This is a genomic window from Bacteroidia bacterium (assembly GCA_019695265.1).
In the GTDB taxonomy this organism is placed as follows: Bacteria; Bacteroidota; Bacteroidia; order JAIBAJ01; family JAIBAJ01; genus JAIBAJ01.
This window is the reverse complement of the sequence record JAIBAJ010000004.1, coordinates 15,122-37,127: the sequence shown is the minus strand read 5'-3', so window position 1 is coordinate 37,127 and position 22,006 is coordinate 15,122. Positions and strand designations below refer to the sequence as shown.

Genomic DNA, 22,006 nt, shown 5'->3' with positions numbered 1-22,006 from the left:
CTGCCTTGAAACACTTAACCATGTTGGAAAGAATATTGAAAAACCAACTCAATTCTTGGCTTGTATCTCAAGACTTAAACAAAAAAAAGGGCCAATTCAGTTAAAATTGACCCTTTCGCTTATTCATTTGCTTTTTTGGGAATTTCCCATAACAAAATCATACCTAATAATGCAAAATACAAGGTGCTATTGATTGGATTAGAAGAAATGGAACAACTACCCGATGAACATCCTATAAAATAATAATAAGCATATCCTAAAACAGCACCAAAAAAAGCTCCAATCATAGGTCTAACATACATTTTCCATTTTTCCATAAATTATAACATCGTTGTTGGACAAACATAATCGGTTAAACTTACCCGTCCCGTTTTCTTTATTGCTGTTATTCCACCTTGTACATCAACGAATTGATCGTATCCTCTTTTACGCAACAATGAAATGAAAACCATGGAACGATAACCGCCGGCACAATGAACGAAATAGGTTTTATTTTGTTCGATTTTTTCTAATTGTTTTTCAAAATAGTCCAATGGTGCATTAATGGCCTGCAGGATATGTTCTGAATCGTATTCGCTTTTCTTCCTTACATCCAGCACGTCCAAATCAGGATTACTTTGCAGCAAACCGGCAAACTCATCGGCAGTAATGGATGAAACGGTTTCCATAGGTTTACCTGCCTTTTCCCAAGCCTTCATTCCTCCTTCCAAAAAGCCTATCGGATTATCGTATCCCACCCTGGCCAACCTCGTAATAACTTCCTGCTCTTTTCCTTCATCAGCCACCAACAAAATTCGTTGGTGCAAATCAGGAACCAATGTTCCAACCCATACCGCAAAACTTCCTTCCACACCAATATTAATCGCCCCCGGAATATATCCTTTCGAAAAATCCATAGCCTTGCGGGTATCAATCAAAACCACTTCCTTATCCTGAGCCAATTTTTCAAACTCCTCAACACCTATCATTTTCATCCCCTGCTCCATTATGGCATCCAGGCCATCGTATCCCCTTATGTTTTTTAAAACATTCTGTGGAAAGTAACCCGGAGGAGTCGTCAATCCGGATAACAATTCAGTCATAAATTCTTCCCTGCTTAATTCCGGATTTAAGGCATAATTTACTTTTTTCTGATGACCAAGTGTGTCAAACGTTTCTTTACCCAAATTTTTACCGCAGGCACTTCCGGCTCCATGTCCCGGATAAACAATTAACTCATCCGACAATGGTAAAATTTTAGTGTGAATGCTGTCGTACAGGTGCGAGGCAAGCTTTTCCTGAGTTAAATCAGCAATAACATGTTGTGCCAAATCCGGACGACCAACATCATTAATAAACACTGTATCTCCTGTAAAAATAGCAGTTTCCTTTCCGGTTTCATCCATCAACAAAAAGCATGAACTTTCCATGGTATGTCCGGGTGTGTGAATCAGCTTAATGGTAGCATTTCCCAACTTAAACAATTGATTATCTGCTCCTTTTAAGCAATCAAAACCAGTTTCCATTTTGGTTGGTCCATACACAATAGTTGCCCCGGTTTTCTTCGATAATTCCACATGACCCGATACAAAATCTGCATGAAAATGGGTCTCGAAAATGTATTTTATAGTTGCCCCGCGTTCCTTTGCCATGGCAATATAAGGTTCAACATCTCGCAAAGGATCAATAATTGCTGCTTCGCCATTGCTTTCGAGATAATACGCTCCATGCGCCAAACAGCCGGTATAAATTTGTTCGATTTTCATTTGAAATAATTTTTCAGCAAAAGTGAGTCTACTCCACCAAAATTAAGGTTACAATTGTTACATATCAACCAATCCTGACTTTAATCATCTTGTCCAATTTATGGTGTTTCGACTATTTTCAGTTGCAATGGTTTAGTTCCGACAAGGGTTTTCAAACCTGTAAGCGTCTTTTTTGGATTTGCTTTCATGAACAAAATCATTCTTTGTAGGTAGTTAGCTTCTAGGATAATTTTTATGCGGGCCCCTTTTCGCTATAAAATTTATCTCAACCAACAGACATTGTGCATGCGAAAAGGTCACGCTATCGCCCATAATCCTCGGCTACCTCCGCTAAGGCTGCGGTATCCTGTGGGTTATTTGGCTCTATCGTTGCCCGACCCAAACCCAAACAGTTATGCATTTCCTGAATAATTGCAGGTAACATACAATTAAAAGGCCGAAAGTCAGGGTTTGCACGACACTTCCGGGTAGGGATAGCAGTGGATAGCCCACAGGACCCCGACGGCGTTAGCCTAGGGGGACGAGGACTAGGAACGAATAGCCCGACGCGGCAACCCGGTTAATATCCGTTCGAAATAAAATAAAAAAGCCGGGGAGGGTTGCCGGGGACCCGCCAAATAAACTTGACCACACTCAACAAGATGCTGCTGAATCTGGTTTAAAAAATCCAACTAAGAATCCGGAAGTCGACGATTTTTCTTTACCTCGCTGCGATGCTTCTTAGTTTCGAGCCGTTTAGCAACCACTGCTGCCGGAACCCGGGTAGGTTTACGCAACTTAGGCTTCTGAAAAGCCTTCTCCAGCAGGGCAAAAAACTTCTTTACCGCATCTTCTTTATTGGCCAGCTGACTCCGCGATTTTTGGGAAGATAGAATGACAAACCCCTCCTGATTAAGCTTATTCTGAAGTTTATGAAGCAAAATAGTTTTTTCCGTATCATCCAAAAGTTGTGAATTTTGGATGTGGAAATACAACTCCACCTTGGTTTCTACCTTGTTAACATGCTGACCGCCTTTGCCTCCTGAACGAGCAGTTTGGAAATGGAACTCCGAATCAAGGCCTCTCTCAAGCCACTTCATTTTTGGTAAAGAATGATTTGAAATAATTGCCCGACAAGGCTGCCAAACCGGCAATTCCACCACCCAACAAGGCGGCCACCAGCATGAGCAAAATTGGATATTCCGGTAAGGAGAACAATTTACAAATTCGTTGACTTAAGATGTGAGAATTTTTATGATCGATGTAAAACATATAAGGAATCCAAACCAGGGAAATACCATAAAAACCGGCATAAAATGAATAAGCAGGACGGTTTTTACCTATTTGTTCAACTCCAAAAGCAGCAATGGCAATACTCCACCAAGGCAAAACCAATTGAACAATACTGGTAACCATTGCAATAAGAACAATTTTAGTTAGGACGGTTTGTTTTTCAGTCATGTTGAAGAATGGCTTTGTATTTTGCCACGATGGCATTCATGCTGCCAAAGTTAAACTTTATTGTGTTTTCTGTGACAAAGGTATCGAAGCTTGTTAATTTTTTAAGTCCCAACAGATTTTCCAGGTTAATTGGAAGTGAAATTTTCAAGCGATCGGCCAACCAGGCAGGAAACCAAACCAAGGCATACGGGAGAGGCAAAAAGATTACTTTTTTATTCATTGCCTGAGCTATGGCAAAGTATAAATTTCGCATGGTAGTTGGATGTCTTTCCGCCATGCACCAAATACCCTGCTTGTTTTGCTCAAGCAAGCGGTAGGAGGCTTCACACAATTCATTCACATCGATGGTTTGAACGGGCTGCTTTCCACCATCAATTAAAGGAACCATAGGCAGTTTCTGCATCATAGCATGTATTTTCAATAACATACCACCGTTTCCGAGGACCAAACCCGGTTTAAGGATTAAGGCATTGGAATTTTCTAGTAATTTTTCTGCCTCCAACTTATGCTTTCCATACATGGATTCGGCTTGCAGGTGAGCCGACATACTGGAGAAGTAGATTAATTTTAAGGTAGTTCCCGAGGCAATACGAAGCAGATTTCTAACTTCATTCAGGTTTACTTCATAGGCATTTGGAAAGGCTGAGGAATAGGGTTGAAAAGCCAAATGCAAAATAGCATCAATAGGTTCAGAAATAGTTTCAGGCCGAAAACCTTGTTCGAGGTTATAGGGAATTGAAACAAAATTTGGGTGAAAAATCTGGAGTTGATCAGGATTTCGGCAAAGTCCAAAAACTTTCCAGTTTTTATTCAGGAAATGATTCACCATTGCCTTTCCAATAAAGCCGTTTGCTCCGGTAATGGCAATACTTCTCATTATTCGGTACGTAATGCTTCTATGGGATCTAATTTGGATGCTTTAAGTGCAGGATAAATTCCGGATACAAGACCTACCACAAAGCAAATCAGCAATCCGCCCCCAATCCAATTCCAAGGGATTACAAATCCACCACCCAGGGCAAAGGAGGTCAGATTACCAACTAAAATCCCTAAAATGATTCCGGTTATTCCACCCAATTGGCAAATGAAAATCGTTTCAAAAAGGAATTGATTCCGAATGGCATCATTATTCGCTCCAATTGCTTTTCTTACCCCAATTTCTCGGGTTCGTTCTGAAACCGAAACCAACATAATATTCATTAACCCAATGGCTGCACCCAACAAAGTTATGACACCAATTAAAGTTGCGGCCCAATTAACATATTGCAAGTTACCAATCAGCAATTGAGCAAGGTTATCACTTTTTACAATATCGAAATTATCTTCCGAACCCAATTTCACCCTTCTGATTTTTCTAAAAATCCCTCTGGCTTCTTCCACTCCTACATCAAGTAATTGTTGATTCTCGACTAAAACATTCAGAACATAACTCATACCATCTCTACCAAACTTTTGGCGGCAATTGTTGAGTGGAATCAGGCAAACCTTGTCCCCTCCAAATCCCATACTGGTACCCTTTTCCTTTAACACCCCAATTACCTTATACTTACCGGTACCAATGGAAATAATTTTATCGACAGGCTCTTGCTTCAGCGGGAATAATTTGGAAGCCACTTCTTTACCGAGCAAAACCACATTGGTACCATATTGCAAATCGGCTGGTGAAAAATTCCTGCCTTTTTCCAATTCATACCCACTGGAAGCCAAATAATTATCGTCGCAACCAAAAATGGTGATATTCGGGTTTGTTTTGGCGGAGTTGTAACGAATAGAGGAAGCCTGACTTGCCAGGGCAGAGATGCTTACCTGCCCGGGGAAGGAAAATTGTTCATCAAACTGACGGGCTTCATCCCAACTGATTTCCCTGAACTTTTTAGCTTTTTTCCCTTGTTTACCAATCCTGATCATCATTCCTCTGTTCCGGATAGTAAAGGTATTGGCACCCATGCTGGTAAAGTTGGAGCTAATGCTTCCTTCAATGCTGTTAATAGCGGTGCGAATGCCAACCAGGGCAGTAATTCCAAAGGCCAGAATAAGGACAGTAAGAATTGAGCGCAACAACTGGCCTTTGATGCTTTGAATGGCAATACGTAAATTTTCGGCTATCAGTTGATTCATAAAAAAAGCGCCACCAAGAATTAGACTTGGTGGCGCAAAAATAGGTTGAACCTAAAATGTTCGGTTATTTTTTTATACTAAATTAAGAGAAGGAGTGAAAATTCTTCCAACAAGGATTATTGGCCACCTCCGTACATTTTCATTAGTTGTTCCTGAGTTACCGGTTTATAATCGGAAGGAATAACAAAACGCGAATCATCAACTTTTTCTTTAACAACCGATTTAGCAGTCATGGTCATTTTCATACCTTTAGCTGCAATGGTATACTTTAGCATAAGGCCTTTCAAATCTTTGTATGGATTATCGGTAGAAGCCGAGTAATTTTCAGATCCAAATTCTTCTGTATAATACACATCAAACTGAGAACCGTTTTCATCTTCGTAAATAGCGTGTTTACATTTGTATCCGGCAATTTCAACCTGATCACCTTTATCTAAAGTCACCAACTTAAATTTTGGAGCCTCTTTGCTACCTTTTTTAATGTCATCGGGAGAAATTGTCATTGCCATTTTTTGTCCCATAATATCCATCAAGGTAACCACCTCTTTTGACTTTTTATCGACTATAGTAACATTCTTTATCCCCATTCCCATTTTCATTTCGACACGAGATTTAGTCTTACCAACCTGCAAAGTGGCTTCGGATGGCATCATAGAGGCCATTAGACTAGCATTTTCTCCTCCTGCATCAGGCAAGGTAATTCCATAAACAATGGTACCTTCGAATTGACCGAAACTAACAAGGGCGATCAGAGAAAAAAGCACCGAAAAGATTGATTTTTTCATTGTATTTTTTTTGATGAATTAGTGGGCGAAGATATACTATGGTCAACAATGAAGTTTCAATTTTTTTAGGAATTATGTTAGTTAGTCCCAATTGTTGTTAATAGCTCAACTGATTTAGCCATACCAGGAAAACTACCTTTTTTAAAAATTAAATCGATTAAAAAAATACTGGCAAATTCCAAAGTTGTATTGGGCCATTAATTTTATCTTTGCAGCCTGAAAATGAATGAAATGCTAAATTTTAGAATCCGAAAAGCTTGGTTTTTTTTCATATTTCTAATGAGCTTTCAGGCTGTAAAGGCTCAATTTTCCATCAATGGGAATTCTTCTCAAACCAGTTGTAATTGCTACGAAATTACGCCGGATGGTATTGCCTTATTTGGATCCGTTTGGAATACTACCATGATTAGCCTGAACAATGGATTTGACTTTACCTTTTCAGTTAATTTGGGATGTACAGATTTAGGTGCAGACGGTATGGCCTTCGTTCTCCAACCTATTAATACCAATCAAGGTGTTGGTGGGAATGGCTTGGGATATATGGGTATAAGTCCTTCTTTGGTAGTTGAAATGGATACGTACCAAAACAACCCCTACGATCCGGCAAATGATCACATAGCAATTATTCAAAACGGGGATCCTGATCATAGCACCGGAAATACCTTGGCCGGGCCAATTCAGGCTAGTCCAAGCTCAGGAAATGCAGAAGACTGCGCTAGCCATAATTTAAGAATTGTTTGGGATCCAGCAACCACTAATTTTAAAGTATACTTTGATGGTAGCTTAAGAGCGTCTTACACCGGAGATATTATCAATTCCATTTTTGGTGGCTCTCCCAATGTTTATTGGGGCTTCACAGGCGGTACAGGATATTATCACAACCAACAAACCATGTGTATTACCCTCACCAGTAATTTCACATTTTCGCCAGCAACGAATTGTGCGGGGGTTCCGGTACAATTCACCGATGCCAGCCAATCTAACTTAGGCAGCATTACTACCTGGGATTGGGACTTTGGCGATGGCACTCCGGTAGTAAGTGGAGTTTCAAACCCAACCCATACCTTTGCAACAGCAGGAACCTATAATGTTACCCTGAATGTAAATGATGTAGGAGGATGTGGTGCATCTTACACCCTACCCATTACCATCACCCCCGGACCCACCGTCGATTTTACGTTTACCCCGGACCCAGCCTGTGTTGGTTCTCCTATCAGTTTTACTGATGCCAGCACTTCTTCTGCTGCAGCAGGCGCAATCAATTCCTGGGACTACAATTTCAATCAAAACCAAGGTTTACCGGGAATTCCAAGCACTCATTCCAATTTACAAAACCCTAGTTTTACCTACAATTCTGCGAATACCTTTAATGTAATTTTAAATGTAACTACAACGAATGGTTGTTCAGGTACAGTTACCAAACAAGTCTCTGTTAATCCTATACCATTTGCCGATTTTACATCCGGATTTGCTTGTGAAGGAAATGCTACCCAACTTACCGATGCAAGTTCGGTATCAACAGGTAGTATTTCCACCTGGGACTGGGATTTTGGAGATGGAACACCCAACCAAACCATTCAAAATCCTACCCATACTTTTGCCACGCCCGGCAATCATTCCGTTACCTTGACAGTAGCCACAGCAGCCAATTGTACCGCCTCCAATACCTTAGATGTTTATGTCAATCCAAGTCCGGTAGCAAATTTTTCTGCCAACCCTGTTTGCGAAGGAAATCAGAGTATTTTCATCAATAATTCGAGTCCGGGTTCTGGCTCAAACATCGCAGGTTTTGCTTGGGATTTCGGAGATGGTTCTGCTATCGATTCTTCTCAAAACACATCTCACACCTATTTGACTGGTAATGATTACACGGTAATATTGCAAGCTATTAGCGACTCCGGTTGTATCAATGCCGACACCTTGATTTATTCGGTTTATCCTAACCCCATAGCCGTGTTTATTGCACAAAACTCAAGGGGCGACTCTTGTTTACCGGCTATCTTCACCTTTGATGCAACTGCCAGTTCGGTTGCAAGTCCAGGTACCCAACAAAATACAATTGTCAACTATTTCTTTGATTTTGGAGATGGTCAAACTAATTTAGATACAGCAAAAATTGTCCCTCATACCTATAATGAAGAAGGACAGTTTTCAATCCTATTCATTGCTACTACCAATCAAGGTTGCACCGATACACTCAGCCAAGATTCCTTAATTAGCATTTTGCCAAGTCCAATTGCAGCATTTACGCCTGCTCCAACCGAATTGGATTTTGTAAATAATACAGTAACTATTACCGACGAAAGCAGTGGGGCCGACTCTTGGAATTATCAATTTGGAGACGGAGGAAGTGCCAGCGTAGCCAATCCATTTCATGTATATTCCAACACCCAATGTTATGATATTGTGCAAACCGTTACCAATACCTATGGATGCGAAGATACCGCTGTACGCACCGTTTGTATGTACCCATTTTATTCCTTATATGTTCCAAATACCTTTACTCCGGATGGTGATTTAAGGAACCCAACTTTTTTGCCAAAAGGAGAAGGAGTTAAAGAGTATGAAATAAGAATCTTCAATCGTTGGGGAGAAGAGGTATTCAAATCCAAGAGTTTAGAATATGGATGGGATGGAATAGTTGTATCTACCGGAGATTTTGCCCAGCAAGATGTTTACAGCTACGTTATCCGAACCTTGGATTTCACAGACAAAAAACATACCTACCTGGGCAAAGTAAATCTGTTTAGGTAATTTTGTTTTACATGTTTAATTCCTAAAAACTACTTGAGATTTTTTTCAAGGCCAATATACATTAGATTAAATTTTCAGAATTTTTCTCCCCAATTTGTTATTGTTGAATCCTAAGTGTAATTCTTTGAAAACAAAAAACGAACTAAGTTTAACTTTTTCAACTTCGATTCCTTATTATTGTGTTCTCCAAATTATTTGGTGGACTAAAATCAATGATTAATCGACTCCATTGGACTCTTCTTGCGCTGCTCTTATTTAACGGCACCACGAGTCTGTTGGCTCAAACCTCCCTATTTACCGTATTACCGGAATCAGAAACCGGAATTTCATTCCGATACAATGAAATTGCAGATGGTGCATTTGAGGGTGGAGGAGTTGGTGTAGGTGATTTTGATGCAGACGGTTTATCCGATATTTTTTTTATTGGAGCCACCGAAAACCAATTCTACCAAAATATTGGAAAGTTGAAATTTGAAAAGAGAATCCCAAATTTTCCATTTATTCCGGGGAGTTTAAGCTGTGCAGTTGCCGATATAAATCATGACAATTATCCTGACTTATTCATTGGAATTAGAAAAATCCAAAAAGTGGATACCACTTCCAGTTTAAGGCTTTATATTAATCAGGGTAACTTTATCTTTAGAGATGCTACAGAAGAATGGGGAATACAGGTGAAGCAGGAATGCAGTTCCATTAGCATTACCAACCTAAACATGGATGAATTCGAAGACATTGTTGTTTCTCATTGGGCTTATCCAACCGGCAACAACACCACAGGTTTTACGAATGCACTTATAAATATAGAAAAATACAATGCCCAAAAACAATTTACCAGTGACAGGATTTTAATTGGGAATGGCAAAACATTCGAAGACCAAACCCAAACCTACGGGTTATTTTCTCATACCCCAACCCATACCAGTTATGCCAATTTCCCGGCTGACCTCACTAATGATGGTTACCCCGACCTTTACATTAGCTCCGATTTTGACGAACCTGATTACATTTTTACAAACAACGGACAAAAACTAACCGAAACCCCGGAACTTGTAACAACTACCAGTTTTTTTTCAATGGGTTTAGATGTTGCAGACATTAATAATGATGGACTGCTGGATGTGGTAGTTGCAGATATGCGACCTATCAACAATTACAGGCAGAAAGTATTTGCTTTTGAAACCCCTTATACTTGGAACTACCTCATGCAATCCAAGTCGGACCTCCTTTCAAAACAAGTTTCAAGAAACGTACTCAACCTCAATAACGGCAACACTTCCTTTAGTGAAATTGGTGAATTGTCAGGAATAGATGCAACAGATTGGAGTTGGTCCCCACTGATTGCCGACTTTAACAACGATGGCCATAAAGATATCTTTATCACCAATGGCTTCAGTCATCCGGAATATTTCCTGCAAGATTATGTCAATTATTCCGACTCTACCGACCCTTACAACTGTTCCTTAATGACTAAATTGAAAGATTTTAAGTTTTTCAATTTTCTATTTCTAAACAATGGCAATCTTGGATTTACCAAATTGGTTCCTGATTCAAGCTTCGAAATGGATTCCAGAGGAGCCGCCTATGCCGATTTTGACGGAGATGGTGATTTGGATTTAGTAGTCAATAATGCAAAAAACAAATCTTACCTATACCGCAATAATAGCGAATCCTACAAAGAAAAAAATTATATTAGGATCCATTTGAAGGACAGTAAGCATCGTTCTTTGCTCCATTCAAGGGTAGAGATTTATGTTGATGGAACTATACAAATGCAGGAAATGCAAAGCTCCCGTGGCTTATTTTCATCATCTGAAACCTACTTTCATTTTGGGTTAGGGCAACAAAACAAAATTGATTCCTTGACTATTAAGTGGCCCAATGGCAAGGTGCAGATCATAAGGCAACCAAAACCTAATCAGGTTTTGGAAATAAACTATATGGATCTACCTTCCAAGGCCAAAGTTAGAAACACTCAAAAAGAAAAACCACTATTCCAGCCTTGGTCCAAATTTCCAAAATTTGTACATCATGAAAATGAGTTTCATGATTTTATTTACAACCCTCTCCTACCCCATTTTTATTCGGTTCAAGGACCTGCACTAGCTTGCGGTGATTTAAATCAAGATGGGTTCGAAGATGTAATTATGGGAGGTGCTGCCAATCACCCTGCCCAAATCTTATTCAACCAAAACGATACCGCATTTCATTCATTTACCATCGCTTCCATCCTGTCTGATAGTTCGAGAGAAGATGCCGGAATATTGGTTTTTGATGCGGACAAAGATGGATTAAATGATATAGTAATTACAAGTGGAGGTTTTGAATTTGAAACCAGCCCAACGGCAAGCAAACACACCATTCACTTCAATAAAGGAAATGGACGATTCGATAGAAGCGATTTATGCCCTTCCATACAATCAAGCGCTTCTTGCATAATTGGAAATGACTTTGATCAAGATGGAGACATTGATTTATTCCTTGGTGGTAGAGTGGAAAGTCAAAAATTCCCGACAATTCCAAATAGTTACCTATTAATTAATGATAATGGCAATTTCAGAGATGTAACAGATTCTTTGGCTATCGGGTTAAAAAAAGTCGGAATGGTTACCTCCGCATTATGGACAGATTTTAACAAAGATGGTTTTTTTGATCTGATTGTTGTTGGAGAATACATGGAAATTCAATTCTTCCAAAATCAACTGGGCAGGAAATTTCAACGAATTCCGGGAGAAGAAATAATAGGTCAAAAAACGCATGGTTTATGGAACAGCTTGATGGGTGCTGACCTTGACAATGATGGAGATACGGATTATATCTTGGGGAATTTAGGTTGGAATATCCGATACAAAGCTGAAAAGGGAAAACCATTGGAGTTGTATGCAAACGATTTTGACAACAATGGATCTATTGATGTGGTAACCACCTATAGAGAGAAAGACAAAATTTACCCAATTAAACAACTGAATGCCTATAAAACACGCATCAGTGGTTTGAGTAAAAAGTACTACAGACATTCAAAATTTGCTGAAGCCACTTTGTTTGATATATTCCCTAAAAACAAAATGGATAGTGCCATGCATTTGGTGGTAGAAGAAACCTCCTCCTGCATACTATTTAATGAAAATGGCCATTTTCAATTAAAACCCTTACCTGTTAAAGCGCAATTTGGACCAATTTCCGGCATTTTGGTTGACGACTACGATCTGGACGGCAACCCGGATATTCTATTAACCGGAAACTTCTATGCCAATGAAGTGGAAAGGGGAAGGTATACTGCCCACAAAGGTTTATTTTTGAAAGGTGATGGAAAAGGAGAATTTAAATGTATTTCGACAAATTCATCGGGTTTTCTGGTGGAAGGTGATGCTAGATCATTGATATCCTTGGAGGCTAAGAACAAAACATTGCTTTTGGCAGGTGTAAATAAAGACTATTTACGAACCTATTCTATTGGTCATACATGCCAAGTGATTAATCCCTCCATGACTACCAAATTTGCAGTATTTAAATTAAAGAATGGACTAACAAGACGAATTGAATTTTATCTTGGCTCTGGATATTTATCTCAAATTTCTCACAAACTAAAACTACCTCCTTATGTATTGGAATACAAACTTTTTGAATAAAGCTGCCAGCTTCTTCCTAATGCTTTTACTAGGAGGTTCATTTACATCCATTTCCCAATCCCAACCATCTCACGTAATCCATGAATGGAATCAGTTATTAACTGAACAAATGATTAAGGATGGATTTAATCCATTATTGGCTTCCAGAACTTTTGCCTATTGCAATCTTTCTTTGTACCAAGCATACAGCACTTCCTCCGGTAAAACTATACAGTTAGGGAAAGTTGTTCGTGGTTTTAAGTTTCCCCAGAAGGCAAAAACAGGCGATATTAATTTTGAAATTGCGGCCATCCAAGCATTTTATAAAACGGCTATAAAACATATTTATCGGGAATATGCTGCAGATTCATTAATTAAAAAGCATTTAAACTACTTTCGTAAAACAGGTATAGGAGAATCTACCATAAAAAACTCTTTAGAACTAGGAGATTCCATTGCGTTAGCTTGTAATAACAGGGCTGCTGCAGATGGTTTTGCTGCTAGTAAAGCACTTCCTAATTACATTTTCAGCAATCAACCGGGGAAATGGAAACCAACTCCACCTGAGTTTCGAAGTGCATTGGAACCACATTGGGAAACGCTTCAAACTTTCCTGATTGACTCGGCCTCCCAGTTTTCTCAATCTTTTGAAATTCCTTACAGTACCGAAAAGAATAGCGATTTCTATTCTATGGTCCATAATATCTATCAAACTTCCAATGAACTTACCCCTGAACAAAGAAACATAGCCTTGTATTGGGACGATAATCCTGATTTAAACAATTTTGTTGGTCATATTCCTAAACCACGAAGACATATTAACCCGGTTTCTCATTGGATTTGCATAATTGCCCAATTCTGCAAACATGAAAAGTACTCCTTCGAAAAAACAAGTTTGGTTTATGCATTATGTTCCATGGCTATGGCAGACGCTGTTATTTCTGTTTGGCACGACAAATACAAATATGAATTGGTAAGGCCGGTCACGTATATCCGGGAGTTGATAGATCCGGATTGGATGCCACTAATAGTTACTCCACCCTTCCCGGAGTTTACAAGCGGACATAGTGGAATTTCAGCGGCGGCAGCCCAAATTCTAACGGCATTTGCAGGTCCTACTTATTCCTTTACCGATTCCACTTTTTCCATCATCGGTCTCCCCTATTTACCAAGAACCTTTTCATCTTTTCTACAAGCTGCAGATGAAGCAGGATTAAGCAGGCTTTATGGTGGAATACATTACCAAAATGGTATTCAAGCCGGCAATAAACAAGGCAAATCTATTGGAATTAATATTCTTTCTAAAGTTGGAATTCCGCTGCAACCCAAATAAGGTTTGAAAATGATTCCCTTTGCAGGAAGCTCATAGATACCGTTACAAGTTAGCTTAGCATTTAAACTTAGAGGTTGCGCCTCGGGCAACGATAGAGGCAAGTAGCTCCAAGCCAACGCAGCGTTTAGCGGAGTGGCTTGGACTACAGCCGATAGCGTGACCCGAACGCCCTGACAAGTTGCTTGGGGTTTAGCCAACCAAGTGTTGGGCGGAGGGGGCCCGCATAACTCGTATTTTAAAAAATAATTGATTCGATATAATTGACTTTCCAGCAGAACCTATGGGGTTTAACCCCTATCCACCATCATTTTGATTTCAATTGCTGTATCAGTTCCGGAGTCTCTCCATTTTTCAAAATCAACCAAAAACTACCTAAACTCGTTTGAATAGGAATAATTTTTCTAACATTTCCGGATACTTTTGGAAAGAAATTAGGAAACAATTGCGCCTTTAATTTCGGCAGTAACTCTACTACTAACCCTTTACCGGCATCCATTTTTCCAACTTCTGGTGTATTTTCGAAAAAATTACCATGAAAATAAACTAAGGGATTTCCCGATGTAGAAGTTCCGACCTGGAGAGAAGTCAAAACCGGTGAAAACTGCAACTCCAATGGGGTTTCACAATTATTAAATTCCCTATTTCCGGAATAAACTAACACTTTCGATTGGGATTCTTGGCAATATTTCACGTCGGCAAGCGGGAATTTTGAACCTAAACAATCCTGAATACTCGCCTGTTTGTAACTAGTGTAACGCAGAAATTTCTTTCTAAAAATTGGCAGTTCTTTGGATATTTTCTCATAGGATAACACAGGTTTATAAACTCCATCCTGTAAAGTACAAATCAAAGGGTCAAGGCTGCCATTCTCGTCAATATCTGTTGTGTATAAGCGAACTTCCTGATTCGGACCGGGAATTACTCTCGTATTTTCTCCCCAATTTCCAGCAATTAGAAATCCATCCTTCTTTCCTTCTACCCAATTCAAATGTTGCCAGAATCCGGTTGGTAAAATAGTATCGGCCTTATCAAAGTAACCACCTTGGTTCCAGAAAACCAATACCGGCATCCATTCTCCTGCAACCATCAAATCAACCCATCCATCCTGATCAAAATCTTTACTCAGGCATGTATTTACCATTCCCGCTTTTTTCAAACTTGCAGGGGTAACATCTTCAAAATGACCCTTTGTATTTTGCAACAACCTAGATTCCGGAACCTTGGGATAGCGCCCCGGCGTATTTCTGGAAGCTACAAATAGATCCAAGTCACCGTCCTTATCATAATCCAAACTTTCCACTTCACTTCCACTAAAACTATCTACCGGTAAACAATCCAGGCATTTGGAGAAATTCCCGTTTCCATCATTCCAGTATAAACGATCCGAATAACTATTGAATTTCTTATCTTCATTACCTCCACCAACAACAAGTATGTCCAAATCGGAATCGTTATCCAAATCTGCCAACTCAATATCTGTATCAATGCAGGCTGAATCCAATTGAAAAAAAGATTTTTGTTCTATAAAATGTCCATTCTTTTGCTGTAAAAACAGGTGGGTTGGATCCTTCGCCACACCACCAACGACCAAGTCCATTAAACCATCCCCATTTAAATCGGCAGCACTGCCATAAGGACCATAAACATTTAGGCGATGCGGTAACAATGGTTCCTTCTTAAAATCATTGAAATCTGTCAATTTTCCAAGTTCAGAAAATTCAGGAAAACCGGACATGGCTGTTGAAATTAAAGACTTGCCAATCTTATCAATAAAGGATTCGGATTCCTTGATTTCTATTTTTCTATTAATCTTAACATTGGAATAAAGTACTTTTCTGTTTACCCCAAACTTAATAACCAGACTGTCCAGATGCAAATTGGTTGGAAAGGCAAAATAGGCGTTGTTTCTCTGTGAACATAGAATCCCTCCGTTGTTGCCCAACTCTTGAAAAAAAAGAACTCCATTCTGATATGCGTAAATTTTTGCATTTAAGGCTTGGTTTGGCTTTTCAAATGCTACTTGAAGATAATTCTTATTAACCAAGGTGTTTTCCATTACAATAGCTGTTGTATCCATATTGGATAGAACTAAATCCAAATCTCCATCCAGATCTAAGTCTGCCGATATAGCTGCTGTTGTAACCCAATTTTGGTGAATTCCGAAATGATGATCAACAGGAAAATGTAAAGGATTGGTTTGTAGATGTAATTGATTTGGTACTTTCCTGGGTTTCATCTTTATTAACCTGAAATTATCTTCAGGCCTGGATTTATAAGAAGATAGATTTCCTGCCTTAAACATGCTATCGACGGTATATCGTACGAAGTCACGGTCTAAGACATTATAATACAAACCATTAGTAATAAATACATCCATTAACCCGTCTGCATTAAAATCTTCAGCCAATACAGACCAACTCCAATCTGAAAATGCCAATCCAAGCAACTGTCCAACTTCAGAAAAATGTCCTTGGCCATTGTTCAAGTGAACCATGTTTCTTACTTCTTGGTTAAAATGATTCTTTGATCGTATATTAAACTTATCTATATGTTCTTCAAAGGTGGAAACTTTGTATTCACTTAGATTCGGCGGATTCATATCCAAGGTAATCAAGTCAGACAATCCATCTTTATTGAGGTCTTTAAATGTTGAACCCATAGAAAATAGGCTGACATGATCAAAGTATTGGTCTATGCTTTCTTTAAATTTGCCATTTCCCTGATTGATATATAAAAAATCCTGATATAGGAAATCGTTACACACATAAATATCGACCAAATCATCCTGATTAAAGTCCCCGACCACGGCGCTTAATCCAAAAGCATTTTCTTGTAATAATCCTGCTTGTTCAGAAACATTCTTAAACCTTTTTCCACCTTCATTGTGATAAAGTATATCCGAAAACAGATAATTTTTCTCTTTTCTATTTTTAAAAATATCAAAGGTGTTTTCAGCAACACTTTCTAAAGGTTGATTCAGAAGATAAATATCCATAAAACCATCCTTATCATAATCAAGGAAATAAGCATGATAAGAATTTCCAATGAAGGAAAGGCCAAATTGCTCGGTACGCTCTTCAAATTTGAAATTCCCCCTATTCAGGAAAAGTCTATTTCCCCCATGACTGCTATCCGGGTAGCACATCTTGGTTACAAATACATCCAACCAACCATCGTTATTTACATCCGCCACTGCAACTCCATTTGTCCATGAATTGGTATTAATACCAAACCCATCAGGCAATTGTTCAAATTTCAATCCTCCTAAATTCCTATACATTATTGACTTAACCTGATTCCCAATAAGGAATAAATCTTCGAATCCATCCTTATCGAAGTCGGCCACCGCAATTCCACCTCCACTAAAACTCAAGTAGGGATATTTTTGATTAAACACATTAAACTCATTGGTTTCTTTCAATGTATTTTCAAATAATACACCGGAGGTAATTCCTGGGATGGGCTTGAATTGTGCACAAGAGTAGAAGACTTGGCCCCAAAAAATCAGTATCAAGGATAAAAAAACAACTAATCTCATCGTGTTTTTAAATGACTCCAATTTTTCAAAACTTGTTTTCCAACCTGTTCTCCGCGTTTAAATCCATCGGTTACAGCCTTCCTGAAATGTATTCCACCCAGAATGCGGCTTTCTCCAGCTTGAATGGCGGCTTGTTTAAAACTGGAAAAACTAGATTCCGGGAGAGAAAAAACTGTTTGGGTGCGATCTGTATATGAAAAATCATCTCCAAAGTAATTACTTAATATTACCGTGGCAGCAGCAGATACCAAACTATGTCCGCTGGGATATTCCGGAAATGCCGGAGTCTCAATTGCCGGTTTCCAATCCGATTGAATATATTTTGTAATTACTGAAACGGGCCGGATGGAATTAAAATGGTACTTTAAATACCAGCAATCAATAAATGCATCAAAACAAGCAACACCTAATTTGGCAAATAACATTGATAAATCCTGAATAGTAATCTGCTTGGTATCTGCCAAATCACAAAGTACAGTCATCCAATGCTGACTGGGTGTCATTCTAAAACCAAATTGCATTAAATGACCCGACATTCCTAGTTGAATGGGATTACAATCCCAATGTCTGGCAATATTTAAGGTAGAATCTGTATTTTTTTGTGACAAAACATAAACCTCTTTCAATTCTTTCTGAAAATTTGATTCAGGATCTAAACTAAAAACATTGGGAATTTCATTTTCATAAGCCCAATGGTTATCAATTACTAAGGTTTTTATGGTACCCCAATGTGGTTCCACCGGCTCAGAAAAATTAGGAGGTGTCAATTGATAAGATGTATCCCCTTCTGAAACAGTATATCGAAGATAGGTAAGTCTCTGTTTATATCCATCATTTCCAGCTCTTAGCATAACCTGCTTTACTATTTCATCTGCATAGGCCCTGGACTTTTCCAAAATTTTAGCTGAACAAGTCATTGCCAGACTATCCAATAGGGGTTGAGCTTCCATTTGAAACTCCTTCCCTGAAAACAACAAATTAGAGGCAAGCGAAACAAAACACCATGCTGCTGTATAATTCGCATCATAATCCTTAAAATCTGGAAAACTAATTTCAGAAAAACCATTCAGGAACTTCCAAATACTATCTTGATGGATAGCTTGATAAGCCGCCAGATTAGGGTATAAATAAACCCTGGATGCCACAGGAGGAGAAAATTGGTCCCTTAATAATCCATCTCCCAACAATCGATTGAGTCTACTTAAATAATTGGATTGGCCACTTGCTGAAGAAATATAAAATAATCCTACCAGAAGAACGCCTAAGGTTGTCTTAAAAATGGAATGAAAAGCTTTCAAGTGGCTTGCAATTTACTATTTTTCTGCTTTCTTTGTGGAATGGCAAATTTGGGAAAAGTTATGATGCTACTTGGTGGAATTGTTTTCTTATTGGGTTTACTTTTTTTTATCCTTAAAGATAAAACCCCAAGCTTTGGAAACTTGCCCGGTGATTTCAGTTTTCAATCCGGTCATACTAAAATCTATTTTCCAATGATGTCAAGTATTCTACTTAGTATTTTGTTGTCTCTTTTCTTTTGGCTAATTAATAAATGGAAATAACCTTGTTTAGGAACTTCTTTTGCGCCTTCCTTCTTTTATCCTTTTCTTGTTTTGCAGGAGATAGCATTCGAATTGGTCTTTTTGATGGACAGGATTATTCACAAATGGTATTATCGGTTTCAGGTATTGGATATTCATTAAACGGATTGCCCATGGAAAAAGGGGATGTCATAAAAATTGATGTGGTGGGTGATAGCTTAAAAGGTATTTCACTCAAAGGTATCCGTGTGTCGGGAAGGAAATTGGAACTTTATGGACCACTTCTTCAATCATTTCGATTAAAAATGGGAAATTCAGAGGCAAGATTATACAAAGGAAGTCTGGAAATAAGGGTGTTGAGAGGTAGAATTAGGGTAGTCAATATTACCGGAATAGAACAATATGTGTCAGGTGTAATTGATGCAGAGGTGGGTCCTAAATTTGCCATGGAATTTTATAAGGTGCAAGCCATCATAGCAAGAACCTTTGCCTATGAAAACATGGAAAAACATCTGGATGAAGGATTCAATCTTTGTGACCAGGTACATTGCCAGGTTTTTAAAGGACTGGAAATCCGAAATGAAAGGATTTCTTTAGCCACTGCAAAAACAGAAAGTATGGTAATTAGGGATGCACATGGCGCTTTGGCTTTTGTCCCATATCATAGCAATTGCGGTGGTTACACTGAAAGTAGTGAAAATGTTTGGGGTGGAGAGAAAATTCATCTCAAGCCGGTTCAGGATACCTTTTGCCTTAAACAATCTAAAGCTGTTTGGGAAAAGAAAGTGAGCAGAGAAAAATGGGATAAATGGTTAACCCGACACCACATGGATGGATTGGTTGGGGAAGATTTTCAGCTAACTCAAATCGCCAGAAAAAAAGAAATTGACCTTGCAGGACAAATAATTGCCACCCGAAAAGTTCGTTCCGACTTTGGACTAAGTTCAGCCTATTTTAATATCAAAACCCAGGGTAAAGAAGTCATTTTTACTGGAAAAGGTTATGGCCATGGAGTTGGAATTTGCCAACAAGGAGCCAACCGTATGGCTGAATTAGGATACTCCTATCGAGATATTATTGCTCATTATTACAAAGGGGTAAGAATTGGAAAAATCAGATAACACCTCAACAAAATCAGGATTCAATTACATAATAATTAATTTAATTATAACAAAATTATAATATTTTTGTAGTAAATCAATTTCAAAATATAATGACCTTTTTAGAAAAACAATTTTTCTTTTTTCTATTGGTTTTCATTGGTAGCGCAGGGTTTGGTTTTAGTCAGGATACCTTATGGCTTTCAAATGGTAAAAAAGAAATTGGGAAGGTACTTTTAATCAATAAAGGCGAGGTCAATTTCAGAAAACAAGCTTTACCTAATGGCCCGGACTTTATTTATGCAAAAGGTAAAGTAACCCGAATAAAATTTTCCAATGGACATTTGGAATTGATGGAGGTAGAACCTACTGATGAAGATTTTGTTTTGCCCGGTGAAGAATCTTCAAAAACTAATGCAATTTTTACCATCAAAAGAAATAGTTTATGGTTTAATACAGTTGATTTAAATGTATTTCGTATCGGATTTACATACGAACATAGTTTCGGAAAAAAGAATCAATTTTCATTCCGAATTCCATTCTCTGCCTCTATGAGAGATGAGAAAGTTTATTTTATGGCTGATCAAATTAGGTTTTCAGAAAACTCTTTGATTCCCGGCTCTTATGTTCCCATTTTGAAACCAATCTTTGATGATTATTCAACAGAAATTTTTGCTCCGATTTACTCCTTCTCCCAGCTAACAGTTTACAATAATTTTGGAAATTCTTTCTATACAGGCCTGGGTTTCAGAAATTATCCCAAGGGATTAAAGGACAAAAATTTTTATTATGGTATTTTGGTCGATTTTGGAACGTTTGTCTATAAAAAAAACATTTACACCTATCATCCGGATAATGACGGTTATACTAGTTATAATGATTTCCAGTATTCCTCCACCGGAAAAATTGGCGGTATGGTACGCATTCTTGCTGAACTCGGAGGCCGATACAATCCAACACCTCATTTCTCCATGAGTTTAGGGGCTAGTATGGGATACACTATGCTTCTTACAGATACCAAAAAATTAGCTAATGGATTTATGGGTATTTCAATTAACCCAAGCTTTTGCTTAGGATACAATTTTGGCCAATCCAAAGAGAAAGAATGAAGTATTTGAATTTGTTCTTACCTGTTGTAGTAGGGCTTCTCTTTATTTTAAATCTTGATGTCATTGCCCAAGACAGTCTGCAATTCCAATCCGGTAATTGGGTGGTAGGTAAAATAATTGAAAAACGAAAAAATGAAATCCAATTTCGTAAAAAGGAATTACCGGATGGACCGGATTTTATTTTTCCAATCTCTGACCTGCAGCAAATTCGCTCTAAACAATATTCCGTCCCTCCAAAATTTTCATCTAAAAAGATAAAAATTCAACCCCAAACTTTTGTTAGTTCCAGTAAAAACGACTCCTTTCCTATCCCTAAACAAAGTTTAAGTATTGATTTAGGTGAACTTATTTACAAGCGTTTTTGTATTCAGTATGAATATTTTTTCATTCCGGGTAAATCAAGTCTAATTGGCACAGTTTCTATTTCAGTTAAAAATAAAAATACCATTCTTCAAGGCTCCAATCTAAACAAAAACATACTCCATTTTAGAGACTTAGATCATTTTCTCCTTGGATTTAATGCTCTGGGAAATTCAGCATACCTTGGATTTGGCATTCAAAATTACTTTCCTAAAAACAGTGTATTATCCTTTTGTTTGGGATTTAGATTGGATGCCGGAATCTTTAAATATCGTATTAACCTGAAGTACATCCAAGAGAAAAATACAACACTTCAACCTCCAGCATTGGCCTATTTCTCAAACCTAAATACATTAACAGATCAAAATGGATTTATGATTAGACCAAGCATTATGTTATATATCAGGACTAACGTTCATCCAAGAATTATGACATACTTGGGTGGAGAATTCGGTTATACAAAATTTTTTCTTGAAAAATCGTCTAATTTCGAAACAGGTTCAACTATTAACTTCCAACCTAAATTAGGAATTGGTTATATGTTTGGTAAAAGGAAAATGAAGGACCCAAACATAAAATAA

16 protein-coding genes are annotated in these 22,006 nt (G+C 38.2%); 7 read left to right on the top strand and 9 right to left on the bottom strand.

Annotated features, from left to right (window positions below; genetic code table 11):
* Window positions 1-119: 119 nt before the first annotated feature.
* From K1X82_01450 to K1X82_01420, 7 genes are all read right to left on the bottom strand, one after another.
* Entirely contained in the window at window positions 120-317 is a 198-nt protein-coding gene (locus K1X82_01450; protein MBX7180747.1) for a hypothetical protein, read from the bottom strand.
* 3 nt (window positions 318-320) lie between these two features.
* The gene (locus K1X82_01445; protein ID MBX7180746.1) at window positions 321-1,745 is read right to left on the bottom strand and encodes an MBL fold metallo-hydrolase; all 1,425 of its coding nucleotides are present in this window, start codon (window positions 1,743-1,745) and stop codon (window positions 321-323) included.
* Between the two features lie 671 nt (window positions 1,746-2,416).
* Window positions 2,417-2,824 (bottom strand): aminoacyl-tRNA hydrolase, encoded by a 408-nt coding sequence (arfB, locus tag K1X82_01440; protein ID MBX7180745.1) that lies wholly within the window; start codon window positions 2,822-2,824, stop codon window positions 2,417-2,419.
* Window positions 2,811-3,185, bottom strand: a complete 375-nt coding sequence (locus K1X82_01435; protein ID MBX7180744.1) for a hypothetical protein — start codon at window positions 3,183-3,185, stop codon at window positions 2,811-2,813. The genes arfB and K1X82_01435 overlap by 14 nt, the downstream gene beginning before the upstream one ends.
* A complete protein-coding gene (locus K1X82_01430) occupies window positions 3,178-4,062 on the bottom strand; it encodes an NAD(P)-dependent oxidoreductase (GenBank protein MBX7180743.1) in 885 nt (294 codons plus the stop codon). Before K1X82_01430 ends, K1X82_01435 begins: the two co-directional genes overlap by 8 nt.
* Complete coding sequence (locus tag K1X82_01425) at window positions 4,062-5,303, bottom strand: ABC transporter permease (GenBank protein ID MBX7180742.1); 1,242 nt, start codon at window positions 5,301-5,303, stop codon at window positions 4,062-4,064. Before K1X82_01425 ends, K1X82_01430 begins: the two co-directional genes overlap by 1 nt.
* A 116-nt stretch (window positions 5,304-5,419) precedes the next feature.
* Window positions 5,420-6,088 (bottom strand): DUF4412 domain-containing protein, encoded by a 669-nt coding sequence (locus K1X82_01420; protein MBX7180741.1) that lies wholly within the window; start codon window positions 6,086-6,088, stop codon window positions 5,420-5,422.
* Window positions 6,089-6,367: 279 nt separating this feature from the next.
* Here K1X82_01420 and K1X82_01415 point away from each other — a divergent pair, with 279 nt between their 5' ends.
* The 3 genes from K1X82_01415 (at window position 6,368) to K1X82_01405 (ending at window position 13,780) form a co-directional block, all read left to right on the top strand.
* Window positions 6,368-8,842: a PKD domain-containing protein gene (locus tag K1X82_01415; protein MBX7180740.1), complete on the top strand. Its 2,475-nt coding sequence runs from the start codon at window positions 6,368-6,370 to the stop codon at window positions 8,840-8,842.
* A 212-nt stretch (window positions 8,843-9,054) separates the two neighbouring features.
* A complete protein-coding gene (locus K1X82_01410) occupies window positions 9,055-12,468 on the top strand; it encodes a VCBS repeat-containing protein (protein ID MBX7180739.1) in 3,414 nt (1,137 codons plus the stop codon).
* Entirely contained in the window at window positions 12,440-13,780 is a 1,341-nt protein-coding gene (locus tag K1X82_01405; GenBank protein ID MBX7180738.1) for a vanadium-dependent haloperoxidase, read from the top strand. The genes K1X82_01410 and K1X82_01405 overlap by 29 nt, the downstream gene beginning before the upstream one ends.
* A 304-nt stretch (window positions 13,781-14,084) precedes the next feature.
* Here K1X82_01405 and K1X82_01400 read toward each other — a convergent pair whose 3' ends face one another.
* Window positions 14,085-17,318: a VCBS repeat-containing protein gene (locus K1X82_01400; protein MBX7180737.1), complete on the bottom strand. Its 3,234-nt coding sequence runs from the start codon at window positions 17,316-17,318 to the stop codon at window positions 14,085-14,087.
* A complete protein-coding gene (locus K1X82_01395; GenBank protein MBX7180736.1) occupies window positions 17,315-18,616 on the bottom strand; it encodes a vanadium-dependent haloperoxidase in 1,302 nt (433 codons plus the stop codon). Before K1X82_01395 ends, K1X82_01400 begins: the two co-directional genes overlap by 4 nt.
* 39 nt (window positions 18,617-18,655) lie before the next feature.
* On the opposite strand from K1X82_01395, the gene K1X82_01390 reads away from it, so the two are divergent.
* The 4 genes from K1X82_01390 (at window position 18,656) to K1X82_01375 (ending at window position 22,006) form a co-directional block, all read left to right on the top strand.
* Window positions 18,656-18,877 (top strand): DUF2905 domain-containing protein, encoded by a 222-nt coding sequence (locus K1X82_01390; protein MBX7180735.1) that lies wholly within the window; start codon window positions 18,656-18,658, stop codon window positions 18,875-18,877.
* Complete coding sequence (locus K1X82_01385) at window positions 18,868-19,977, top strand: SpoIID/LytB domain-containing protein (GenBank protein ID MBX7180734.1); 1,110 nt, start codon at window positions 18,868-18,870, stop codon at window positions 19,975-19,977. Before K1X82_01390 ends, K1X82_01385 begins: the two co-directional genes overlap by 10 nt.
* Before the next feature lie 92 nt (window positions 19,978-20,069).
* Window positions 20,070-21,065 carry a hypothetical protein gene (locus K1X82_01380; protein ID MBX7180733.1) on the top strand — a complete coding sequence of 332 codons (996 nt, stop codon included), beginning with the start codon at window positions 20,070-20,072 and terminating at the stop codon, window positions 21,063-21,065.
* Window positions 21,062-22,006 carry a hypothetical protein gene (locus K1X82_01375; GenBank protein MBX7180732.1) on the top strand — a complete coding sequence of 315 codons (945 nt, stop codon included), beginning with the start codon at window positions 21,062-21,064 and terminating at the stop codon, window positions 22,004-22,006. The genes K1X82_01380 and K1X82_01375 overlap by 4 nt, the downstream gene beginning before the upstream one ends.

Excerpts from the sequence above, each read along its gene's own strand:
- K1X82_01450 (MBX7180747.1), bottom strand. The coding sequence starts at position 317 with ATGGAAAAATGGAAAATGTATGTTAGACCTATGATTGGAGCTTTTTTT.
- K1X82_01445 (MBX7180746.1), bottom strand. The coding sequence starts at position 1,745 with ATGAAAATCGAACAAATTTATACCGGCTGTTTGGCGCATGGAGCGTAT.
- arfB (MBX7180745.1), bottom strand. The coding sequence starts at position 2,824 with ATGAAGTGGCTTGAGAGAGGCCTTGATTCGGAGTTCCATTTCCAAACT.
- K1X82_01435 (MBX7180744.1), bottom strand. The coding sequence starts at position 3,185 with ATGACTGAAAAACAAACCGTCCTAACTAAAATTGTTCTTATTGCAATG.
- K1X82_01430 (MBX7180743.1), bottom strand. The coding sequence starts at position 4,062 with ATGAGAAGTATTGCCATTACCGGAGCAAACGGCTTTATTGGAAAGGCA.
- K1X82_01425 (MBX7180742.1), bottom strand. The coding sequence starts at position 5,303 with ATGAATCAACTGATAGCCGAAAATTTACGTATTGCCATTCAAAGCATC.
- K1X82_01420 (MBX7180741.1), bottom strand. The coding sequence starts at position 6,088 with ATGAAAAAATCAATCTTTTCGGTGCTTTTTTCTCTGATCGCCCTTGTT.
- K1X82_01415 (MBX7180740.1), top strand. The coding sequence starts at position 6,368 with ATGAGCTTTCAGGCTGTAAAGGCTCAATTTTCCATCAATGGGAATTCT.
- K1X82_01410 (MBX7180739.1), top strand. The coding sequence starts at position 9,055 with ATGATTAATCGACTCCATTGGACTCTTCTTGCGCTGCTCTTATTTAAC.
- K1X82_01405 (MBX7180738.1), top strand. The coding sequence starts at position 12,440 with ATGTATTGGAATACAAACTTTTTGAATAAAGCTGCCAGCTTCTTCCTA.
- K1X82_01400 (MBX7180737.1), bottom strand. The coding sequence starts at position 17,318 with ATGAGATTAGTTGTTTTTTTATCCTTGATACTGATTTTTTGGGGCCAA.
- K1X82_01390 (MBX7180735.1), top strand. The coding sequence starts at position 18,656 with ATGGCAAATTTGGGAAAAGTTATGATGCTACTTGGTGGAATTGTTTTC.
- K1X82_01385 (MBX7180734.1), top strand. The coding sequence starts at position 18,868 with ATGGAAATAACCTTGTTTAGGAACTTCTTTTGCGCCTTCCTTCTTTTA.
- K1X82_01380 (MBX7180733.1), top strand. The coding sequence starts at position 20,070 with ATGACCTTTTTAGAAAAACAATTTTTCTTTTTTCTATTGGTTTTCATT.
- K1X82_01375 (MBX7180732.1), top strand. The coding sequence starts at position 21,062 with ATGAAGTATTTGAATTTGTTCTTACCTGTTGTAGTAGGGCTTCTCTTT.